The sequence below is a fragment of the Collinsella sp. CLA-AP-H1 genome, assembly GCF_040092945.1.
Lineage (GTDB): Bacteria > Actinomycetota > Coriobacteriia > Coriobacteriales > Coriobacteriaceae > Collinsella.
This window is the reverse complement of record NZ_JBBNKO010000001.1, coordinates 32311-54436: the sequence shown is the minus strand read 5'-3', so window position 1 is coordinate 54436 and position 22126 is coordinate 32311. Positions and strand designations below refer to the sequence as shown.

The 22126-nt window shown below is 61.4% G+C and carries 18 protein-coding genes and 1 tRNA gene; 7 read left to right on the top strand and 12 right to left on the bottom strand.

Going from position 1 to position 22126, the window contains the following annotated elements; translation table 11 throughout:
- Positions 1–266: 266 nt before the first annotated feature.
- Entirely contained in the window at positions 267–752 is a 486-nt protein-coding gene (locus AAAV44_RS00255) for a CarD family transcriptional regulator (RefSeq protein WP_349113976.1), read from the top strand.
- Positions 753–860: 108 nt separating this feature from the next.
- Complete coding sequence (locus AAAV44_RS00250; RefSeq protein ID WP_349113975.1) at positions 861–1460, top strand: HD domain-containing protein; 600 nt, start codon at positions 861–863, stop codon at positions 1458–1460.
- 70 nt (positions 1461–1530) lie between these two features.
- Here the strand turns inward: AAAV44_RS00250 and AAAV44_RS00245 are convergent, their stop codons facing one another.
- Positions 1531–2817, bottom strand: coding sequence for a glutamate-5-semialdehyde dehydrogenase (locus AAAV44_RS00245; RefSeq protein WP_349113974.1), 1287 nt, complete (start codon positions 2815–2817; stop codon positions 1531–1533).
- A 112-nt stretch (positions 2818–2929) separates the two neighbouring features.
- Between AAAV44_RS00245 and AAAV44_RS00240 the strand changes: the two genes are divergently transcribed.
- The gene (locus AAAV44_RS00240) at positions 2930–4348 is read left to right on the top strand and encodes an alpha/beta fold hydrolase (protein ID WP_349113973.1); all 1419 of its coding nucleotides are present in this window, start codon (positions 2930–2932) and stop codon (positions 4346–4348) included.
- A gap of 99 nt (positions 4349–4447) precedes the next feature.
- Here AAAV44_RS00240 and proB read toward each other — a convergent pair whose 3' ends face one another.
- The 5 genes from proB to AAAV44_RS00215 form a co-directional block, all read right to left on the bottom strand.
- On the bottom strand, positions 4448–5575 hold the full coding sequence (gene proB / locus AAAV44_RS00235; RefSeq protein ID WP_035137237.1) for a glutamate 5-kinase: 1128 nt from the start codon (positions 5573–5575) through the stop codon (positions 4448–4450).
- A gap of 80 nt (positions 5576–5655) precedes the next feature.
- Positions 5656–7161, bottom strand: coding sequence for a nicotinate phosphoribosyltransferase (locus AAAV44_RS00230; protein WP_148332245.1), 1506 nt, complete (start codon positions 7159–7161; stop codon positions 5656–5658).
- An 84-nt stretch (positions 7162–7245) separates the two neighbouring features.
- Positions 7246–7704, bottom strand: coding sequence for a hypothetical protein (locus AAAV44_RS00225; protein WP_195645291.1), 459 nt, complete (start codon positions 7702–7704; stop codon positions 7246–7248).
- 64 nt (positions 7705–7768) lie between these two features.
- Positions 7769–7841, bottom strand: a tRNA-Ala gene (locus tag AAAV44_RS00220).
- A 150-nt stretch (positions 7842–7991) separates the two neighbouring features.
- Positions 7992–8930 carry a radical SAM protein gene (locus tag AAAV44_RS00215; protein ID WP_349113972.1) on the bottom strand — a complete coding sequence of 313 codons (939 nt, stop codon included), beginning with the start codon at positions 8928–8930 and terminating at the stop codon, positions 7992–7994.
- 525 nt (positions 8931–9455) lie between these two features.
- Between AAAV44_RS00215 and AAAV44_RS00210 the strand changes: the two genes are divergently transcribed.
- Positions 9456–10655 carry an MraY family glycosyltransferase gene (locus AAAV44_RS00210; RefSeq protein ID WP_271748482.1) on the top strand — a complete coding sequence of 400 codons (1200 nt, stop codon included), beginning with the start codon at positions 9456–9458 and terminating at the stop codon, positions 10653–10655.
- Positions 10656–10814: 159 nt separating this feature from the next.
- The gene (gene trpS, locus AAAV44_RS00205; protein ID WP_117757745.1) at positions 10815–11864 is read left to right on the top strand and encodes a tryptophan--tRNA ligase; all 1050 of its coding nucleotides are present in this window, start codon (positions 10815–10817) and stop codon (positions 11862–11864) included.
- Positions 11865–12257: 393 nt separating this feature from the next.
- Here the strand turns inward: trpS and AAAV44_RS00200 are convergent, their stop codons facing one another.
- From AAAV44_RS00200 to pckA, 5 genes are all read right to left on the bottom strand, one after another.
- Positions 12258–12578 carry an MGMT family protein gene (locus AAAV44_RS00200; protein WP_217107928.1) on the bottom strand — a complete coding sequence of 107 codons (321 nt, stop codon included), beginning with the start codon at positions 12576–12578 and terminating at the stop codon, positions 12258–12260.
- 79 nt (positions 12579–12657) lie between these two features.
- A complete protein-coding gene (locus AAAV44_RS00195) occupies positions 12658–13512 on the bottom strand; it encodes a DegV family protein (RefSeq protein WP_349113971.1) in 855 nt (284 codons plus the stop codon).
- Positions 13513–13631: 119 nt separating this feature from the next.
- A complete protein-coding gene (locus tag AAAV44_RS00190) occupies positions 13632–14081 on the bottom strand; it encodes a MarR family transcriptional regulator (RefSeq protein ID WP_035137250.1) in 450 nt (149 codons plus the stop codon).
- A gap of 173 nt (positions 14082–14254) precedes the next feature.
- Positions 14255–14974, bottom strand: a complete 720-nt coding sequence (locus AAAV44_RS00185) for a phenylalanine--tRNA ligase beta subunit-related protein (protein WP_349113970.1) — start codon at positions 14972–14974, stop codon at positions 14255–14257.
- A 227-nt stretch (positions 14975–15201) separates the two neighbouring features.
- On the bottom strand, positions 15202–16872 hold the full coding sequence (gene pckA / locus AAAV44_RS00180) for a phosphoenolpyruvate carboxykinase (ATP) (protein ID WP_349113969.1): 1671 nt from the start codon (positions 16870–16872) through the stop codon (positions 15202–15204).
- 379 nt (positions 16873–17251) lie between these two features.
- Between pckA and AAAV44_RS00175 the strand changes: the two genes are divergently transcribed.
- Positions 17252–18832 (top strand): lipopolysaccharide biosynthesis protein, encoded by a 1581-nt coding sequence (locus AAAV44_RS00175; protein WP_349113968.1) that lies wholly within the window; start codon positions 17252–17254, stop codon positions 18830–18832.
- A gap of 396 nt (positions 18833–19228) precedes the next feature.
- Here AAAV44_RS00175 and AAAV44_RS00170 read toward each other — a convergent pair whose 3' ends face one another.
- Positions 19229–20068 (bottom strand): metallophosphoesterase, encoded by an 840-nt coding sequence (locus AAAV44_RS00170; RefSeq protein ID WP_349113967.1) that lies wholly within the window; start codon positions 20066–20068, stop codon positions 19229–19231.
- Between the two features lie 253 nt (positions 20069–20321).
- Here AAAV44_RS00170 and AAAV44_RS00165 point away from each other — a divergent pair, with 253 nt between their 5' ends.
- Positions 20322–21923: a potassium/proton antiporter gene (locus AAAV44_RS00165; protein WP_349113966.1), complete on the top strand. Its 1602-nt coding sequence runs from the start codon at positions 20322–20324 to the stop codon at positions 21921–21923.
- Positions 21924–22126 lie beyond the last annotated feature (203 nt).

Here is a 22126-nt window from a genome sequence, read left to right as displayed (position 1 = left end):
CAAGCGACGCACACTGTCGCAGGGTAAAGCCAATCGAAATTGCATATGCACAAAAATGACTACCGCTCTTGCGCGGTGGTACAAAGTTGGCGGTTTGCCTGCAATTTATACACGTTCTGGAAATGCATAAACGCCTGAATAAGCCGTTCTATTTATCGAATACTCTTACCTATCAGAGTTGTGTGCTTTTCCTGCATAAAGTAAGGGTTTGCGCACGTCAGCGTGGTATTCTAGACATACGTAAATTCGTATAAGTTGGAGGTAGCATGTTCTCAATCGGTCAACACGTCATTCATCCGGGTCAGGGAGTCTGCACCGTCGTCGGTTTTAGGGACGACACGCCGCAGCCCATGCTGTTGCTCGAGACCAAGCAGGGACATGCGCAGACGATCCTCATGTACCCCGTGGCGCAGGCCGACCGTTTGCATGCCGCCATCTCCCAGCAAGATGCCGAGCATCTGCTGAGCCACTACAGCGAGTTGGAGTGCGACACCTTTACCGAGCGCAACAGCTCGCTCGAGGAGACGCACTTTAAGCAGCAGCTTAAGCTGGGTGCGCCCGAGACGGTCCGCGTGGCAAAAACCATGATGCACCGTATTCGCCAGGCCGAGGAAGCAGACAAAAAGCCCAGCTCTTACTACATGCGCGTACTCAAGGAGGCCAAACGCCGCTCCATCGAGGAGTTCGCCGTGGCCCTGGGCGTCACCGAGGAGGATGCCGAAGCCCGCCTAGCCCAAGCCGCCCTCAACTAACCCATCCGCACCAAAAACCACCACAAAGGGGACAGGCACCTTTGTGGTGGTTTTCTTGTTCTAGTAGTATTCATTCTTATCGATACCCACGAGCACAAGGAGTCCCTTATGGCAGAGCCGCTTACCGCCGGAATCACCCGCGACCGCGCGTTCGAACTGCTCAACGAGCACAACAAGGACCCGTTCCACATCACCCATGGCGAGACGGTCGAGGGCACTATGCGCTACTTTGCGCGCGAGTTCGACCCCGAGAACGAGGAGTTTTGGGGCATCGTCGGTCTGCTGCACGACCTGGATTGGGAGGAGCATGAGGACGACCCCGTGAACCACACCATCTATGCGGCCGAGATCCTCGAGGGCGAGGGCGCCTCTCCCGAGCTTATCCGTGCCATCCAGACACACACGTCCGATTTCAACTCTTCGCTGCCCAAGCCCGAGCTGCAGATGGAAAAGATCCTGTTTGCCTGCGATGAGCTCACTGGCCTGATCGGCGCCGCCGTCATCATGCGCCCGAGCAAGAGCGTCATGGACTTTACGACCAAGTCGCTCAAGAAGAAGTTCAAGGACAAGCGCTTTGCCGCCGGCTGCTCGCGCGACGTGATTTCGCAGGGCGCCGAGATGCTGGGCTGGGAGCTTCCCGAACTCTTCGACCGCACCATCGCAGCCATGCAGTCCTTCGCCCCCGACCGCGACACCTTCCAGGCCTAACCGCTCACGCCACCTAAAACCACCACAAAGGTGCCTGTCCCCTTTGTGGTGGTTTTCGTTTATACGGATTTTAGGGGCGGACCTGGCCGGTGCCGCGGAGCTTGTATTTGTAGGTGGTGAGGGCCTCGGCGGCGAAGGGGCCGCGCGCGTGGAGCTTTTGGGTCGAGATGCCGATCTCGGCGCCCAGGCCAAACTCGCCGCCGTCGGTGAAGCGCGTACTGGCGTTGGCATACACGGCCGAGGCATCGATCTCATCCAAAAAGCGCTCGCAGGCGTCCGCGTCCTCCGCGATGATGGCCTCGGAATGCATGGTGCCATAGCGATTGATGTGCGCAATGGCCTCATCCTCGTTCGCAACGACCTTCACGCTCATCTCGAGCGCCAGGTACTCACGGCCCCAGTCCTCCTCGGTCGCGGCCACGTAGTCGTCGCCCTCGGCAAGACCGGCATCGGCGCAAGCGGCGCACGTGGACTCGTCGCCGTGGATGAGCACACCATGGTCGTGCAACACGGCCACGGCCGCGGGCAAAAACGCGTCGGCCACGGCGCGGTCGACCAGCAACGACTCGGCAGCATTGCAAACGCCCACGCGCTGGGTCTTGGCATTGAGGATAATGTTGAGCGCCTTGTCAAAGTCGGCGGATTCATGCACGTAGATATGGCAGTTGCCCGTGCCCGTCTCAATCACCGGAACGAGCGACTCGCGAACACAACGCTGGATCAGACCCGCACCGCCACGCGGGATGAGCACATCGACGATGCCGCGGAGCTTCATGAGCTCGCCGGTGGCCTCGCGGTCGGTAGACTCGATCATCGACACGGCCTCGCGCGGGAAACCCTGGGCCTCAAGCGCATCGGCCAGCAACACGGAAATCATGGCGCACGAGTGATAGGCCAGCGAGCCGCCGCGCAGAATGCAGGCGTTGCCGGTGCGGATACAGATGCCCGCGGCGTCGGCCGTCACGTTGGGGCGCGCCTCATAGACCATGGCGACCAGACCAAGCGGCACGCTCACGCGGGTGAGGTCCACGCCGCTTGCAAGCACGCGGTGGTCGAGCACGCGGCCGACAGGATCGGGCAGCTCGGCAAGCTTCTCCAGGCCGGCGGCCATGCCCTCGACGCGCTCGGGCGTCAGCAACAGGCGATCGAGGAGCCCTGCCGAGGTCCCCGCATCGCGCGCGGCGGACATATCAAGCTCGTTGGCGGCGACGATGGAGTCGACACCGTTGCGCAGTGCTGCGGCCATGGCGCGCACGGCCTCCTGGCGCTGCTCATCGCTCGCCGTGGCAAGAGAGGCCGACGCTGCCTTGGCGGCAACGGCAAGATCGTGGACATACGTGGCTATATCGACCGACATGGGCGGCCCTTTCTCCTAGAAGTTTGCAACCATGGTAGCCGATTTGCGCATGGCCTCGCCCGCGGCGGTAGAATTGGTCAACCCGAAACACCGCAACGAACGGAAGACTCACATGGCCCTCATCACTTCGTACCACGTCCCTGGCCTTTACGTCGAGGACCACAGCATCGACGTCCCCCTTGACTGGCGCGGCCTGGAGCCGATGCTCCTGGCCGTCGGCAGCACCATGCGCCGCGGCGCTATGCCGGCACCAATCGCCGGCGCGCCCGAGAGCATCAAGCTCTTCTACCGCGTGGTTTGCGCGCCCGACCGCATCAACGACGATCTGCCACTGCTCCTGTTTTTGCAGGGCGGCCCCGGCGGCGAGAGCCCGCGTCCGCTGTCGCCCACAAGCGACGGTTGGATTGAGGAAGCCGTCAAGCACTTCCGCGTGGTCCTTCCCGACCAGCGCGGCACCGGACGCAGTAGCTGTGTAGACGGGCGCACGATCAAGGCACTGGGTGATCGCGCGACGGCGGACGGCTCCGATGCCGCACGCTCGCAGGCGGACTACCTCAAGCGCCACCTCGCCAGCTCCATCGTGCGCGATTTTGAGTACCTGCGCCTGGTGGGCTTTGGCGGCAAGCCGTGGGTCACGCTCGGCCAAAGCTACGGCGGCTTTTTGACGTTGAGCTATCTGTCGCTCTTCCCCGAGGGCGTGGCGGCGAGCTTTACCTGTGGCGGCATTCCGCACGTGCCGGCGAGCGCCAGCGAGGTCTACGCGCACACCTTCCCGCGCATGGCAGCCAAGACTCAGCAGTATTATGACCGCTACCCCGCCGACGTAGAGCGTGTGGCGGCCCTGGCCGATGCTATCGAAGAGCAAAAGCCCGTGCTACCCGACGGCTCGCCGATGACGGTCGAGCGCCTTCAGCTCATGGGCAGCGACTTTGGCATGAAGCCGAGCTTTGAGCGCATGCACTGGATTATCGACCATGCGTTTGTTGATGGCGACGGCACGCCGAGCTGCGGCTCCTCGATATCCGACAGCTTTTTGATGCGCGCCTTCGAGCGCACCAACACGCGCACGAATCCGCTGTACTGGACGCTGCAGGAGTTCATATACGCCGACGGCGACACCATGCCCATTCGCTGGGCCGCGGCAGAGGAGAAGGCACACCGCGCCGAGTTCGACACGCTCGCGCGCCCGCTCATGTTTACCGGCGAGGCCATGTTCCCGTGGATGTTCGAGCAGATGCCCGAACTTAAGCCCTTCAAGCCGGCGATGGACCTGCTGATGGAGGACACCAGCTGGGACAAGATCTACGACCCTCAGCGCCTAGTCTGTAACGAGGCGCCGCTCCAGGCCGCGGTGTATTTCGACGACATGTACGTCGATTCGGGTATGCAGCTCGACACGCTCAGCCGCGTGGGCAACTCGCACGCCTGGGTGACCAACGAGTTCGAGCACGACGGCCTGCACGGCAGCGTGGTATTCAAGCACCTCTTCGACGAAGCCCTCAACCGCGGAGACCTGCGCCGGATCTTCTAGCTAAGGAGTGTCCCAAAGTGCCGGCACATAAGGAACGTCCCCAAGTGCCGGCACGAGAAAGACAGCGCTGCAGGAAACGATCCGCAGCGCTGTCTTTCTTTATGCAAATACGATCAAGTTATCCCTGTGTATCGCCGGCTTCTCGGCCAGGTTAGCGAGCAGGCGGTTGCTGGCGATCTGGTCCTGGCGGCGGCCGGCTGCAAGCTCCAGCACGTCCGAATCGGCCTCGGCGATACCGCGGGCGACGACCATACCGCTCGGATCGCACACATCGAGCACATCGCCCTCGGCAAACTGGCCATCGACCTCGCGAATACCCACCGCAAGCAGGGAAGAGCCACGGCTGACCAGCGCCTTCGCAGCACCGTCATCAACCGTCACCGAGCCGTGGGCCTTGTCGCCCAGCGCGATCCACAGTTTGCGGGGTGCGATGTCCAGGCGCTCCGCCGGCGGATCGAACAGGGTTCCCACGCTCTCGCCGCGGGCGAGACGCACGAGGGCATCGGGCTCCTCGCCCGAGCAAATCACGCTCTGAATGCCCGCCGTCATCAGGATGCGGCTCGCGCGAATCTTGGTGATCATGCCGCCCGTACCCACCGAGGTCGAAGAATCACCCGCCGAGGCAATGATCTTGGCATCGATCTTATGCACGACCGGGACAAACTCGGCCGTCGGATCCTCGTGCGGATTGGCGGTGTAGAGGCCGTCGATGTCGGACAGCGTCACGCACAGGTCGGCGGAAACCAGGCAGCTCACGAGCGCCGCCAGCGTGTCGTTGTCGCCAAACTTGATCTCGTCGACGGTAACGGTGTCGTTCTCGTTGACGACCGGCACCACGCCCAGCTCCACCAGACGCAGCAGGGCGTCGCGCGCGTGCAGGTAGGACGTGCGACGCGCCGTATCGTGACGCGTGAGCAGCACGAGCGAGGTGAGCAGGTCGCGCGCATGGAACTCCTCGTCGTAGGCCGACGAGATGATGCACTGACCAGCCGAGGCGCAGGCCTGCAGGCTCGGAAGGTCGCCGACCGGCTTGCGGTCGAAACCCAACACGGGATAGCCACAGGCGATAGCGCCCGAGCTCACCACGACCAGACGCCAGCCGAGCTTGCGCAGCGCTGCGGCTTGATCGGCAAGTCCGCCGATAAAGGCGCGGTTGACCTTGCCATCGGCGCCCACCACCGTGGACGAACCGATCTTTACCACCATCGTTTTATAAGAAGTCGTCATACGTCAAACCAATCAACTGTTCAGCGAACGGGCGAACGGGCAAGCGAGAAAATGATCCGTTATCTTCCGTCGCATGCTGATCATTTTGCCCAGGGGAAAGCCGAGGCCGCGGCCATGTTCTTGCGCACGAGCTCGTCGCGCACCTGAGCCAGGCCCTGCTCCATGCCCACCACATAGGTCTGCGGGTACAGGAAGCGCTTGAAAGCTGCGTCCAGATGATCGAGCGCCCAAACACAGCGCTCGCGCGCGTCCTGGATGCTCTCACGCGGAGCCACTGCGCTGCCATCGCGCACGATCGGCACCAGCAGCTCGCGATACTCAAGCTCCGACACGTCGGTCACCAGGGCGGCATCATTCACGGCCACGAGGGTATTGCCGCGCGCGGCGCCCTCCCCCACCAGATGGTCCTCGTCGTAGATCATGTCGCAGACCGGGCCGCCAAAGCCGTCGTAATAACGGCGCACGCGCTGCACGCCCGGGATTGTGCGCTTGTAGGGCTGCTCGGAGAGCTTGACCACCGGCGTCCACGGGTCGGCCTCGCTCGCACGGCGGGCGGAAAGCTTGTACACGCCGCCCAGCGCCGGCTGGTCGTAGCAGGTCGCGAGCTTGGTGCCCACGCCAAAGCTATCGATGGGCGCGCCCTGGTCGAGCAGCGACTGAATCGTGTACTCATCCAGATCGTTAGAAACCGAGATCCCCACATAGGGCAGGCCCTCGGCATCAAAACGGCCGCGAACATACTTGGAGAGCTTGGCGAGGTCGCCGGAGTCAATGCGAATAGCCGACAGGCGCTCGCCCGCCGCCTCCATCTCCTTGGCAACCGTAATGGCATGCTCGCAGCCCTCGCGCACATCGTAGGTGTCGATGAGCAGCGTACAATTCTTGGGGCTCGACTTGGCAAAGGCACGGAAGGCCTCGAGCTCGGAATCGAAGCTCATCACCCAGCTGTGCGCATGCGTGCCAAAGACGGGAATACCGTAGCGGCGCCCGGCGAGCACATTGGACGTAGAGGAACAGCCGGCAACGTAGCTCGCGCGCGCGACGGCCAGGCCGCCATCGGGGCCCTGGGCACGGCGCAGGCCAAACTCGGCCACGGGACGGCCGTCCGCCGCCAGCACCACGCGCGCCGTCTTGGTGGCGACAAGCGTCTGGAAGCCGACGATGTTGAGCAGCGCCGTCTCGAGCAGCTGGCACTCCAGCGCGGGGCCGGTGACGCGCACCATGGGCTCGCGCGGAAAGACGAGCTCGCCCTCGGGCACGGCGTCGATGTTTACATGCGCACGAAAATCGCGCAGATAGTCGAGGAATGCGGACTTAAACATCGCGCCGCCGGCCGGGGCCTCAAGCGAGGCGAGGTAGTCGATATCCTCGGGCGTAAAGCGCAGATTCTCGACCAGCTCGGGCAGCTCGGCGGTGCCGCACATGACGGCATAGGCGCTGCCAAAGGGATGGTCGCGGTAAAACGCGGTAAAACAACCCTGCTCATTGGCCTTGCCGCTCTCCCACAGGCCCTGGGCCATAGTGAGCTCGTACAGATCGGTGAGCATTGCAATGTCGGTGGGATGCGAGATGTCGGTCAAAGCCATGGGGCGACCTTTCGGATGTGTGGTACAGAATTTGAGGGTTAGACGAGAGCAGAGGATGAGGACATGACACCCGATGCAAATCGGTTAGAGCAGTCCCATGCTGGTCAGGATCGTGTAGCCCATAAAGATGACAAACGCGATGAGGGCAAGGACAATGATGATTTTTTGAGCCGGCGCCATGCCAGGGATCTCGTTCTCGCCCGTAGGTTCCTTGGAGGTAACCATGCGCTGGGCAAAGGTCATCTCGTCACGGCTCGGCTTGGGCTCGACGGACTTGGGACGAGCGGCCTTTTTAGGCTGAGGTTTGGGCGCGGCAGGTGCAGGCTTCGCTGCAGCGGGCTTGGGTGCGGGCGCGGGCTTGCGCTCGGATGCGGCGTTCGAGGCGACCTCCTCGGCCTTCGCGCGCTCGGCACGCAGGGCAGCCAGCTCCTCGCGCTCGCGACGGGCCTCTTCCCGAGCCTCGCGGCGGGCCTTCTCAGCGCGGAGCTCTTCCAACTCAGCGCGCTCCTCGTCGGACAATGGTTGGGACTCAAGCTCGGCCATGGTATAGCCCTTTCTTTTAAAAAAAGCCGCCGACACAATGTCAGCGGCTTATCAAATCCAAGGGTGGAGACGAAGGGAGTCGAACCCTCGGCCTCTGCCATGCGACGGCAGCGCTCTCCCAACTGAGCTACGTCCCCAGGACAAGTCGATATTTTACCTACGGCTCGCCAACTGTCAACGCCCAATAACCAGTCTTTTTGGGGCGCGGCTATTTTGGCAACTTTTCGAACAGGCGATCCTCTCGATGATTTTTTATCCCCGTCCCAGAAAAATCATCGACGAACGCACTACTTTGCGCTGGTAAGAACACCGGTGGTGTCGAAGGCCGGGGTGAAGCTCTCGTCTACCGCGCCGCCCTCTTGCCAGAACATCGTCGTAAAACCCAGGTCGTCGGCATGGTCGAGCACCTGCTCGTACTCCTCACGCGTCACGGCGCGTGCCAGGTCGCCGCCCTGCTCGCGCATGAGCGCATTGGGCGTGTACTGGTTCATAACCGAGATCGGCACGTCGCTCACCGTCTGCCACACCAGGTCCAGCACGCGACACGAATCGTCTGCATGCCCCGGAAGCACCAGGTGACGCACGATCATGCCACGCTTCATAAGCCCGTCCTCGTCCACCAACTCTCCCCCGCGGCGCTCGATCTCGCGCGCCATCTGGGCCAGACCCGACACGGCCACACGCGGGTAATCCTTTATATGGGAGAGCGACTGCGCAAGCCCGGCATCGGCATATTTAAAGTCGGTGAGCCACACATCGACCAGGTCGCCCAGCGCCGCCACGGCACTCGCGCGCTCGTAACCACTCGTGTTGTAGACGATTGGGATAACCAGTCCGCGCGCCCGTGCCGCGGCAATCGCGGCAGGCAACAGGTGCGCATAGTGCGTCGCCGTCACCAAATTGATGTTGTTGGCACCCTGGTCCTGCAGTTCCAGCATAATCTCGACCAGGCGCTCAGGCGAAATCTCAAGGCCAAAATTGCCGGTCGAGATCTCGTGGTTCTGGCAGTAGATACATTTGAGCGAGCAGCCGCTAAAGAAGATCGTGCCCGAACCGGCCTCGCCCGAGATAGGCGGCTCCTCCCACATATGAAGCGCGGCGCGGGCCACCTTGAGCGTGTCGTTAGCACCGCAGACGCCGTGCGCGCCCTCATCGCGCGCCGCACCGCAACGGCGCGGACACAAATGGCAGGCGGGCGAAAAAAGTTCGGTCAACGACGTCGGCATAAAACCATGCTCCAAAACAACGATTCAGCAGCTCAAACGTAAAGGGATCAACCCCACAGACGGCTCGAGCCCAAGGCGCCGTAATCGTCCGACACGATTTTTGTAATGTCAAGACTGGAATCGATAAAGTGCCGCTTTATGATGTAGGTATTCCGCCCCCCGCGGAGCAACTGGGTGAACCGTCGCGTTTATTTAGGGAGCCCACACAGTCGTACCTAGTACAGGTATCCTTCGTTGTTAAGGACGCTGGAACAGTCGATGAGGGCACCCACCTGTTTTAGGTGGGTTCATTTTCGTAACGTGGGGGGTGGTTTTCTTTTGCCGAAAATTGCCATTACAGTCCATATGGATCCACGCCGGCATCCCGACAAGCCATCGACAACATCCCAATATCTGGTAAACGCGTGATTATCGCTGCGTGCAATTCCATGCACCCCCCTTGGTCGAGTATTATGGTTCGGCTATGCCCTTTGCGCATGGCGTTCTTCTGACCTTTTCCTTCGACGCTTGGCGGTTTTTAGATTCATGGCTTCATCCCCGAGCTACATACCGTACCTATGCGTGGCAGCGGCGGCCTTTATCACGACCTTCCTCGCGGTGCCCCTGGTCAAGCGCTTGGCAATTAAGCTCGATGCCGTCGACTATCCTTCTAAGCGCCGCATCAACACCAAGCCCATCCCGCGTTTGGGCGGAACGGCGGTGTTTTTGGGCCTGGTCGTCGCCTGCACTGTGCAAATCCTAGGCACCTGGTACCTGGGTTGGCCGCCCGTTTTGGTGCCCCACCCCCGTCTGCACATCAGCTACCCCATACTTGCGCTTTCTTTTACCGTTATCTTTGCGACCGGCGCTATCGACGACGTCTTCCAGCTCACGCCCAAGCAAAAGCTGGCCGGACAGGTCCTCGCCGCGCTTATCGCCTGCATGGGCGGCCTGCGGATCGGCGTCATCGTCAACCCGTTTGCTCCCGGCGAGATCATGCTCGGATGGCTCGCCTACCCCATTACCGTGATCTATCTGGTGGCATTCACCAACATCATTAACCTCATCGACGGCCTCGACGGCTTGGCCACGGGCATCTGCGGCATCGCGTCGTTCACCATGTTTTCGATGGCCGTTCTCTCGGGCCGCATCGACGCCGCCGCGCTCTCCATTGCGCTCTTTGGCGCCTGTCTGGCCTTTTTGCGCTACAACTTCAACCCCGCAAGCATCTTCTTGGGCGACTCGGGGTCGCTGCTTCTGGGCTTTGCGCTGGGCTCCATCTCGCTGCTCAACGTGAGCCGCACCGCCGCACTCACCTCGCTTATCATCCCGCTCATCGTTGCCGGCGTGCCCATCATCGACACGTTTAGCGCCATTGTGCGCCGCAAGCGCGCCCACATTAGCATCGGGCAGGCCGACAAGGGCCACATCCACCACCGCCTGATCCAAGAAGGCTACAACCAAAAACAGGCCGTGCTGCTCATCTATGCCTGGTGCATCATGCTTTCGGCCGGCGCCGCCGCGATTAACCAGGTCGAGGTGCCCATGCGTGTGCTCATCTTTACCGTGCTCGCCATTGGCTCGGCTGCCTTCGCCAAGCACCTGCACCTGTTTGAACCCGTGCTGCGCCACCATTACAACAAGCGCACGCACGAGGACGAGCTGGTCACCCCCGACGACCCCGCTTTTAAGCAGGAGGAGCAGGCAGCCGAGGAGCGCAAAGAAGAGCGCCACCACAAGCTCTAGGGCAAGCTGCCGAGGATGTACCAAGGCGTTGGCAGCCGTTCGCGCGAACGCCGCGGCGGACTTGAAAGCCGGCCCCTGGCAGTCCCTCACCCACTCACGCCCACCCCTCTCAATAAACACGCTATCATCAAAACCTGCGAACGAACGTTAGGAGCAATCATGCCAAACGAGAACAGCTACGAAGTCGCGCTGCAAAAGAGCAACGCCATTCGCGAGGGCCTGGCAAAGACGCCCGAGAAGTTCACCATGCTCACCGGCGACCGCCCCACCGGACGCTTGCACCTGGGTCATTACTTCGGCACCCTCAAGGGCCGCGTGGAGTTGCAGAACATGGGCGCCAAGACCAACGTGCTCATCGCCGACTACCAGGTCATCACCGACCGCGACACCACCGAGCACATCCAGGACAACGTGTACAACATGGTCATGGACTACCTTGCCTGCGGCATCGACCCCGACAAGACCATGATCTACGCGCATTCCGCCGTGCCCGCCGCAAACCAGCTCATGCTGCCGTTCCTATCGCTGGTGTCCGAGGCCGAGCTGGCGCGCAACCCCACGGTCAAGGCCGAGATGGAGGCCTCGGGCCACGAGCTCACCGGCCTTCTGCTCACCTACCCGGTGCACCAGGCCTGCGACATCCTGTTCTGCAAGGGCAATGTGGTGCCCGTCGGTCGCGACCAGCTGCCGCACATCGAGCTCACCCGCACCATCGCACGCCGCTTTAACAACCGCTACGGCAAGGTATTTCCCGAGGTCGAGGCGCTACTGTCCGAGACCCCGCTGTTGCCCGGCCTTGACGGTCGCAAGATGAGCAAGAGCTACGGCAACGCCATCAATATTTCGATGACCGCCGAGGAGACGGCCAAGCGTATCAAGAAGAGCCAGACCGACTCCGAGCGCATGATCACGTTTGATCCCGAGAACCGCCCCGGCGTGTCCGGCCTGCTTTCGACGGCCGCCATCTGCACTGGTCGTTCCGAGGTCGAGATTGCCGAGGAAATCGGCATGGGCGGCTCCGGCCAGCTCAAGAAGTACGTGACCGAGGCCGTCAACGAGTACTTCGCCCCGATTCGTGAGCGTCGTCAGCGCTACGAGAACGACCTGGATTACGTCAAGGATGTGCTGCACGAGGGCAATCGTCGCGCCAACGAGATCGCCGAGCAGACCCTGGCCGAGGTTCAGGACGCCATGGGCATGGTGTACTAGGCCGATTTGCTGGCTTGAGCTTTGGATTGTTTTAGGGCGGGCGCTACGGCGTCCGCCTTTTTTGGTGCCCGACCGGTTCGACTCTGCCCGCTGCACTCCCCCGACAAACAGGAACAGGCCCGCTGGCAGTTAGTTGCCAGCGGGCCTGTTCCCGAAGTACACCGTTGAATCGCACAGAGGGGAGGAATGCGAATCAAACTCAACAGGGCAGGCTTTTTCATCGCCTATTGCCTGCTCTGTTGCTGAAACCAATATAGTTCACCTTGGTTTACTTTCTAGCGTCAAACTACCCCACCACACCTTCTCCATAAGTTAGCCCCGGTAAACCTGCAACGGAAAACCACTACAAAGGGGACAGGCACCTTTGTGGTAGTTCTGGCCACGGCAGAGCTGTTAGAGTCCGGCAGGCCAACGACAGACGGCCAGGTCGACGTGCATGTCGTCCTTAAACGCCACACCCTCCCCTAGCAAAAGCTCACGTTGAGCATCGGGACCGCCAAAAGCAAAACCCTCGCATATGCGCCCGTCGGCAAACACCACGCGGTGACAGGGAATCTCGCCGGGGCGCGGATTGCTATGCAGGGCATACCCCACATACCGCGCACTTCGTGGTCGACCGGCAAGCAGCGCCACCTGACCATACGTGGCGACCATCCCCTCGGGGATCTGCTCGACCACCTCGTACACCCGTTCAAAAAAGCCCTCAGACGCCATCGCGTGCTCCTTTCAACCGAACCCAGCATAAACCACCACAAAGGTACCTGTCCCCTTTGTGGTGGTTTTGACCGGAAAGCTAGTTGGCGGGGCGGAAGAAGGCTACGGCTACAGCGCCGGGGCCCACGTGGGTGCCGATGGTGGCGCCGATAGTGTGGATGGGCAGCTCACCCTCGGCATGGCCGGCCCACAACGCGGCACTGTCCTCGATATACTTCTTGAGCACCGCATCCGAAAGACCCGTATAGCCGAGCGCCAGCGGCATGGAAAAGTCGATGCCGCCCGCCTTTTCGACCTTTTGGTTCAGCAGGTTGCAGCCGTTCTTGGAACCGCGCGCCTTGCCCAGCTGCACGATCAGACCGTCCTCGACAGCCACCACAGGCTTTACGTTGAGCAGCGTGCCCACGGCGCCGGCCGCAGCAGACAGACGACCGCCGCGCACCAGGTACTCCAGCGTCTCGAGCAGGCCGATGACGACCACGCGGTCACGGACGGCCTCGACGGCCACCGCGATCTGGGCCGCACTACGGCCCTCATCCACCAGGCGCAGGGCATACTCGACCAGGACACGCTCGCCCAGGGTGACGTTGTTGCTGTCTACCACGAACACGTCGCCGCCCGGCGCCTCGGCAAGTGCGGTACGGGCACTCTGATTGGTGCCTGATAGCTTAGCGCCCACGGTAATAATCACAGCCTCATCGCCGGCTTCACGAACCTTGGCAATCGCCTGCGAAAACGCGTACGGGTTGACCTGGCCGGTCTTGGGCAGCTCATCGCGCTCCACGAGCATCTCGTAAAAGCGCTGGTGATCGATGTCGATGCCATCCATGTACACATCGGTGCCAAAGGTGACGGACAGCGGCAAAACGGCCAGTGCTGGGTGCTCGGCCGGCGACATATCGCTTGCGGAATCGGTAATAATGCGGACGGACATAGCGAATCCTTTCTTGCGCAGATCCCGCGCAGGGAATTTTGACAGCAAGGCCCCGGCACGGTATACGCGCTCAAACAGGACTATGCAGTTGTTAATTGGAAGCAAAAGCCTTGGCGGCCCTACAGCTCGCGCAGGGTGTTGAGAATCGTGCGCAGCGACGCATACATCTGCTCGCGCTGCTCCACACCCATAGCCTTACCGGTGGTATCGAGCACCTCGCGAATGATGCGGTCCGCTTCGCTCATGCTCTCGCCGCCCAGAGCGGTCAGGCGCACCGGAGCACGATACTTAACGGCGGCATCGCCCGAATCGTCGACCTCGACGTAGCCGCCCTCCTCCAGATGCGCGAGCGTACGCGAGACGGCGGCGCGGGTCACGCCTGCCATGCGAGCCAGGTCAGCGCCAGTCAGGCCGTCCTTGCTGCGCTCAAGATAGTAAAGGCACATAACGTCGGAGCCCTTGAGGCCCAGCCTTGCGCCCTCGGATGTCTTAATGCGCTGAATCTCCTTGTAGAGCCCGCTGATCAGTCCGACAAAGTCCTCGAAACGTGTCTCGTCGTTCTGCTGCATGGGAGACGACCGCCTTTCGCTTGCATAATGCTTACGGGTAAACATCTTAGTCGCATAAGGCGACACCCGTACCCAAATACCCCATTTGTTAACCCATCAACATAAAAACCACCACAAAGGGGACAGGCACCTTTGTGGTGGTTTTGACCGGCGAACATGATCCGCAGGCGTCGCTACAGCTCCACGCAGGGATTGTCGCGGGTCACAAGCGTCTTAACGACAACCGTCGCTCCCAGATAGCGCTCGAGCAGCTCGGCTAAGCGATCGATCGCGGCCTGGCAATCCCCCATCCGCTCGGGCTCCACGCACTCAATCGCCAGGAACGCATCGGCCGAATCATCGGACAGCGCCGTGCGAACGCCGTCGCGCCAGTTCCAGCAGCGGCACACAGCGCCCGCATCGTCGATGTAGGCGAGCTCGCCGGGCAGCGTCGGATCGTCCGCCTCCTCGCCATGCGGCAAGAACGCATCGCCACCATCGGTCACCTTCAAGCGAAGATCTCCCTCAATCGCATGCAGGTCCTCGCCGCCAACGGGCAGCGCATAAGTCAACGAAATCGTGTTGTAGATATCCACCGCCGGTGTGATGTGGCCGACCGGCTTGCCTTTGAGCACGCGCTTGAGCAGGTTCTCAACTGAGCAACGCGCGCCCTTCTTGGTCTTGAACAGGCGATACGCCTCGCGCCATGCCTTAACCGGCGCGTTCTCGCTGATGGTATCGCTTGTCAGGTGACGCTCCGCATCGATATTGGCGCGATTGAGCAACGTGGCGATCGCATCCACGTCCTCCTGGGGAATCTGGGCCGCGGGCTTCATGCCCTTTACGACTACGACGCCGACCGCCGCCTGCGGAAACAGCTCCCAAAACGAATCCTCGGCAACGAAACTCTTCATATGCTCTCCCTTCATAGCGTACGCCCGAGCGAGGGCGCCTAAACAAAAAGCGCCCTCACAGCGGCCACCTTCAAAGTCCTACGGTGCCGCCACAAGAGCGCTTACGCTGTCCCCATCCGGAGAAGGGGACGATATGTCAAGCGTATTGTAACCCGAGTCATCCACGCGAGCAAAACCACCATAAAGGCGCCTGTCCCCTTTGTGGTGGATATGGACTCACGGCGAAGCTAGTGGCGAAGTCCCAGCAGCCCGCGGCCGCGATGACGAGCGTCGGCGTGTACTTGGGCGTGCGGGCCGGCGGCTTTGACGGACTCGGGCAGGTGCGAGTACTTCTTCTCGAAGTTCTCCTCGAACATCACCGCCAGGTTGTGCGCGGCCTCGTCATAGCGCGCGGTGCTCTGCCAGTTTTGGCGCGGCACCAGGATGCCATCGGGCACGCCGTGGCACGTCGTGGGAATGTCGACGTTAAAGATGTCGTCGTGCAAGAACTCGCTGTCCTCGATGGTACCGTCGAGGGCGCGGGCCACCAGGGCGCGCGTGTAGGCAAGCTCGATGCGATGGCCCACACCATAACCGCCGCCAATCCAGCCGGTGTTGACCAGGTACACGCGCGTACGACCGTCGGCGATACGTTCGCCGAGCATCTTAGCATAGACCATGGGGTCGAGCGGCATAAACGGCTCGCCAAACAGCGAGGAGAACGTGGGCGTGGGCTCGGTGACGCCGACCTCGGTGCCGGGAATCTTAGCCGTAAAGCCCGTCACAAAGTGGTACATGGCGGCATCGGCCGTCAGACGTGAGATGGGTGGCAGCACGCCAAAAGCGTCGCAAGTCAGGAACAGCACGACACTCGGAGTGGTGCCCATGCCCTTAGTCCAAGCGTTAGGAATGTGCTCCACGGGATAGGCCACGCGCGTGTTGTGCGTGATCGAGATGTCGTCGTAGTTGGGCTTGCGGTTCTCGTCGAGCACCACGTTTTCGCAAATGGCGCCAAAACGGACGGCGTTGAAGATCTCGGGCTCGTGGAAGGCGTCCAGGCCCTCGCATTTTGCGTAGCAGCCACCCTCGATGTTGAAGATACCCATGTCGGACCAACCGTGCTCGTCGTCGCCGATCAGCAGGCGCGTGGGATTGGCCGAAAGCGTGGTCTTGCCGGTGCCGGACAGGCCAAAGAACACGGCGGTCTCGTGCGTGACGGGATCCATGCTGGCCGAGCAGTGCATGGGCAGCACGTCGTCCTCGACGGGCAGCAGATAGTTCATGACGCTAAAGATCGACTTTTTAATCTCGCCGGAGTAGCCGGTGCCGGCGACCAGAATCACGCGTTCCTGGAAGTTGATGACCACCGCGGCGCTGGAGTTGAGGCCCTTGATGGCGGGGTCGCACTGGTAACCGGGCGCTGCGAGCACGCAGAAGTCGGGCTCGCCGGTGCGCGCGATTTCGCGAGCGAGCGGGCGGGCGAGCATCTGCTTAATAAAAAGTGCCTGGCTGGCACGCTCGCAGGCAACGAGCAGTCGACGCGTGTGGTTGCGGTCGGCACCTGCCATGCCGCGGGTGACGAACACGTCGCGCTCGTTGAGATAGTCGACGATGCCGGCCTTGATGGCCTCATAGCTCTCGACGGACAGCGGGCGGTTGACCGCGCCCCAGGCAATCTTGTCGTGAACATCGGGGGTGCCAACGATAAAGCGGTCATTGGGGGAACGGCCGGTACGCTCCCCCGTCTCGATCACCAGCGCGCCGTTGGATGCCATGCGGCCTTCTTCGCGGCGGATAGCGTGCTCGACGAGCTCCGCGGCGGGCAGATCGACCAGCAGACGGGGTTGATTCTCGGCGGGATCTTCGACCAGCGTAATACCAAAATTGGACAGAACTTCTGCAGGGGTAACACCAGGCATGGGGCCTCCTTTAAAAACGCGGCACGTGGACGCGGCGCGCACTTTACTCACGTAAAGCCCGTTGTACCCGATATGCAAAAACGTTTTTGCGGCAAGGGCGGCAAGCCCGCCCAACGGTCAAAAATCGCAGGCAAGCGGCCCAGTCATTGGGGACGTTCTTAAACGACTAGTCATTGGGGACACTCTTGAACAGGCAACATTCAAGGAGTGTCCCCGGATGCCGGCACTTAGGGACGTTCCCAAAGTGCCTGCACATAAGGAACGTCCCTAAGTGCCGACTACCGAATGGCGCCGCCGAAATTATCGAACAACCTGTTCAAAAATACGAGCGGACACCGAGGTGTCTATACTAGAGCGCAGCAATAGAAAGGACCCCGCTTTGAGCATCACGCCCCTCGATAGCATTCGCCGCGCCATCGCCCGCCGCAACGGCATCTCCAACCCCGCTGCATCGAAAGACGGCGCCGCGAAGGCCCAGGGCGGCCGCATCGAGAACGGCCTCTTCCCTGCCTCCCACACGGCCGAAGAGCTCGCACGCATCCAGGAGCTGAGTCAGCGCAACGCCGGCGGACCCGATAGCTGCCAAGCCACACGTCGCCGGCGCGAACGCGATCGGGAGCCCGGCCCCGTCCGCCGCATGGTCAACGCTTGGTGGAACCGCCTGCTCGGCGCCGTCTACGGCGGCGGCTTCTCCATGCAGGAAGCGGAATACGAGGAGCACGCCACCCGCCGCGACTATCTCTGGAATACCCTGGGCACCGCCGTGTGGGGCTTCGCGTTTCCCCTGCTCACCATTGTGTCCACGCAGCTTGTGGGCGCCGAGGAAGCCGGTAAGTTCTCCATCGCCTTCGTCACCGGCACGCTCATCATGATCGCATGCAACTACGGCGTGCGCAATTTCCAGGTCTCAGACATCGACGAAAAGACGTCCTTTGCCTCCTACCAGCTCAACCGCTGGCTTTGCGGAGCGCTCGCCCTAGGCTGCGGCCTCATGTACAGCAGTGCCCGCGGCTATGACGCGCAGATGGCGACGATCGGCCTGGGCGTCTACCTGTATAAGGTCATCGACGGCGTCGCCGACGTGTACGAAGGCCGCCTGCAGCAGGCCGACAAACTCTACTTGGCTGGAATGAGCCAAACGCTACGCTCCGTCGGCGTCATCGCGGTCTTCAGCGTGGCGCTGTTCCTCACGCGCAGCATGCCCATCGCGGCCATGGCCATGGGTGTCACCGCGATCGCCTCGCTCGTGCTGGTCACCGCGCCGCTCGCCCTGCTCGAGACCGAAAAATCGCGCCACGTGAGCCTGCGCGAGGTCGGCCACCTGTTTGTCCAGTGCGCCCCGCTCTTTGGTGCACTGTTCCTGTTCAACCTTATTGAGAGCATGCCCAAGTTTGTGATGGAAGGCACGCTGGCATACAAATATCAGCTGTACTTTAATGCCCTGTTCTTTCCGGCGCAGGCTATTTTGCTGAGCATTGGATTTATCTATAAACCGCAGCTCCTGCGCTTGTCGAGCATTTGGGCTAATCCTCGCAAGCGTCATCGCTTTGACCTGATTATTGTTGCCGTTATGGCGCTGATCGTGGTCATCACCGGCGTGTGCGCCGCATTTATGGCAGGTCCCGGTATTCCCCTCATGAGCTTTATGTACGGCCTCAGCTTTGAGCGCTACCGTACGCTGGCGTTGCTGATGGTCGTCGCCGGCGGCGTCACCGCGGCCATCGACTTTATCTACGCCATCATCACGGTGCTGCGCCATGCCGGCGACGTCACCAAGATCTACCTGATTTGCTTCGCCGTAAGCGTGGTGCTGCCGGTGATCCTGATTAAGCTGCTGGGTCTGATGGGCGCTGTGGCGAGCTACCTAGCCATCATGGTCCTACTCCTGGTGCTGCTGATAATCGAGTACGCCCACATCCGCCAACGCATCGAACGCGACCGCAACCCATACGGCGCCTAATTAGCTGCCCGGTCACCGGAATTTGCGATGGAATCACCCCGTCTGGGGTCTCGTTGCGGACAATATTCATCACGCAAAACTAAGTGAGTAGACTTTTACCGAATCCCCGACCACACCAACAGAGCACAAGTCTGTGACCTGCGGTTTTATTGAGGCAAATATGTTGGGTGCTCGGCATTTCCAAAAAAGTCTACTCACTTAGCCAGCGGGGCAGCCAAAAAAGAACCGCCGCGACGTCGTTTGACTCCGCTGCGACGGTTTTTCGAGCATTTTCGCGCTGTCGAGGACGCAGACGCTCCTCATTTCTAGCGCTTACCGAGCAAGAAGGCGCTACTCTCCGAAAGTAGTCAAAAAAGCCCCGTCCCAAATTAGCTACGGTAGATCGGCGGAACAAGGTTATTCGCCCGGGTTGATGTTCGCGTAGAACTCCGCCCCATCATCGAGCCGCAGGATGCCCACGCGACCGAACTCGGAGCCGGTGGCGGCAGCGCAGTCGATGTCGATGCGATCGGGCACACCGGCGGCATCCTCGCCGCCCAGGCGCACAATCTGCCCGCGGCCCGACTCCTCATCGAGCCCCGCAAGACCACCGACCTCGCAATAACGCCCGAGCGACACCGTTGGCGTGTGACCGCTCACCACGACCGGACCCTTGCCCTCGGCAGAAAGCAGCCCGGTCGGCACATCCCAATAGCCGTGACGAATCCACAGCAGGTCATCGGACGACTGCACCGCGAGCATCTGCTGCAGCAGCTCGCAATCGGCACCCACCGCTCCAACGCCATCGGCACAATCGACGCCATGCTCAAGCAAAAACGCGCGCGCCGCCTTCATCTCGATTCCAGCATGCACCAGCAGATACGGGCGCTCCTCGGTCTCGGCCACCGCGTAGAGCGGCAGCGCGGCCATCCATCGCACGAGCTCCTCGTATGCCTCAAATTCCATGTCGTTGAGCTGCTCGCGCGTCGTCCAGCCACCGTTGATATCCCAGGTCTCGGCATCGAGCGGATCCTGGCCGATGATGGCATCGAGCATGATCTGCTCGTGATTGCCCTTGAGCACGCGGGCGTTGGGCAGCGAGCGCACGAGCTTAATAACGCCGACCGGATCGGGCCCGCGATCGATCATGTCGCCCAGCACGTACAGCGTGTCGTCGGACATCAACGAGATCTTAGACAGGGCCTCGTCAAGCGCACGCACGTGCCCGTGAGCATCAGATGTCACATAGATCGCCATGGTACGCCTCTCCTTGCATTGCGGCCGAAGCCCGGCGCCGCAACTAAAACTTCAAGTTGAACTTAAACGTTACCCATTGTACTCCGTTGCAATAAAGCTGGAAAGGGTTTCCGAGCAGAGGCAAAGACGGCAGCCGTCTATGACGATATCGCGCATGCCCGCAACCCAACCCCATAAACCCACCATCTTTGGGTACAAATAACCGCAGACAACTGACCGTGCCACGCCAACCACCCAGGAGCGGACACCATCCATGAACCAGATCCTTCTCTTTATCGGCCTCGTCATCATTTTGTGTCTGACCATCAAACCCGTCGGCAAAAAACTCCCCTTCCCCACCCTGCTCATCTTTATCGCGCTCGGCATGCTGTTGGGCGTCAACGGCCCGGCGCACATCGACTTTAGCGACTACGCACTCACCGAAACCGTCTGCAGCACGGCACTGCTGTTCATCATGTTCTACGGCGGCTTTAACACCAACATCGACCGCGCCAAGCCCGTCGCCATACCTGCAGTGCTGCTGAGCACGCTCGGCGTCGTCATCACTGCCGGCATCACCGGCGTATTCGCCCACTTTGTGCTGGGTTTCGACTGGATCGGCGGCCTGCTGCTGGGATCGGTCGTGGCGTCCACCGACGCGGCCAGCGTCTTTAGCGTTCTGCGCGAGCACAGCCTTTCGCTGAGGGGCGGCACCGACTCGCTGCTCGAGGTCGAATCGGGCTCCAACGACCCCGTCGCCTACATGCTCACCGCCGTGCTCGCCACACTCGCGGCCGGCGGCGACATCAACATTCCCGCACTGCTGGCCAAGCAGATTATCTTGGGCGTGGGCCTGGGCCTCGCCATCGGCTGGGCGGCGGGCCGCCTGATTGAACGCGCGCACGCAACGGCCGAGGGCGCGCAGACCATCTTTTTGTTCGCCGTGGCCATCGTCGCCTACGCGCTGCCGAGCTACCTGGGCGGCAACGGATTTTTGGCCGTGTACCTGGCCGGCATTGTGCTGGGTGCGAGCGACATCACCGGCAAGGTCGAGATGGCGCACTTCTTCGATACCCTCACCGAGATGGCCGAGATGACGATCTTCTTCTTGCTCGGCCTGCTCGTAACGCCCGCACGCCTGCCGCAGATGCTGCTGCCGGGCCTGGCGCTCATGGCGTTTATGCTCTTTGTGAGCCGCCCCATCGCCGTCGGCGTGCTCCTAGCGCCCTTTAAGACGAACCCTCGCCAGGTTGCGCTCGTAAGCTGGGCGGGTCTGCGCGGCGCGGCTTCGGTCGTGTTTAGCCTCTTTACCGTGGTGGCCGGTGTTCCTGGCGGTCACGACCTGTTTGACCTGGTATTTGTGATTGCCGTGTCGAGCATTGTGGTGCAGGGCTCGCTGCTACCGGCGGTGGCGAAAAAGCTCAATATGATCGACGCGGAAGGCGACGTGCGCCGTACGTTTAACGATTACCGCGACGAGGACGGCATGTCGTTTGTCAAGTTCAAGGTGGGCGCGGGCCATCCGTTTTCCGGACGCTCGCTCGCCGATATTGGCAGCGCCACGGACATGCTCGTCGTCCTGGTGCTGCGCGATGGCGCGCACCCGGTGCTGCCCAATGGCGATACCGTGATTGAGGAAGGCGACCTATTGGTGATGGCTGCCCCGACGTTTGAAGAGCGTGCCGAGGTTACGCTGCGCGAGGTCACCGTGACGCCCCACGGTCGCCTGGCCGGCCAGCGCCTGCGCGACGTGCCGCAAGGCAAGCATCCGTTTATTGTGGTGATGCTCAAGCGCGACGGCCAAACGATCATTCCCGATGGCAACACCCTAATATACGCCGGCGACGAAGCCGTCATTGCCACACTGGCGTCGTAGCGGGCAGGAGGTAGCTAATTTGCGGCGAAGAGATCAAGCGCCTAGAGAACCTCATGTCTTCGCTCGCAGATTTGGATTTGCCTGAGGAGTAAGGTCACCTCTCCCCCATGTAACCATCCTGTAAATCATAGCGGTGCACTCGGGTTTTGCTGTGATGCGGTCGCGCCTGACGCTGCACTGTGCTAAAGTATCCCGAACGTTCA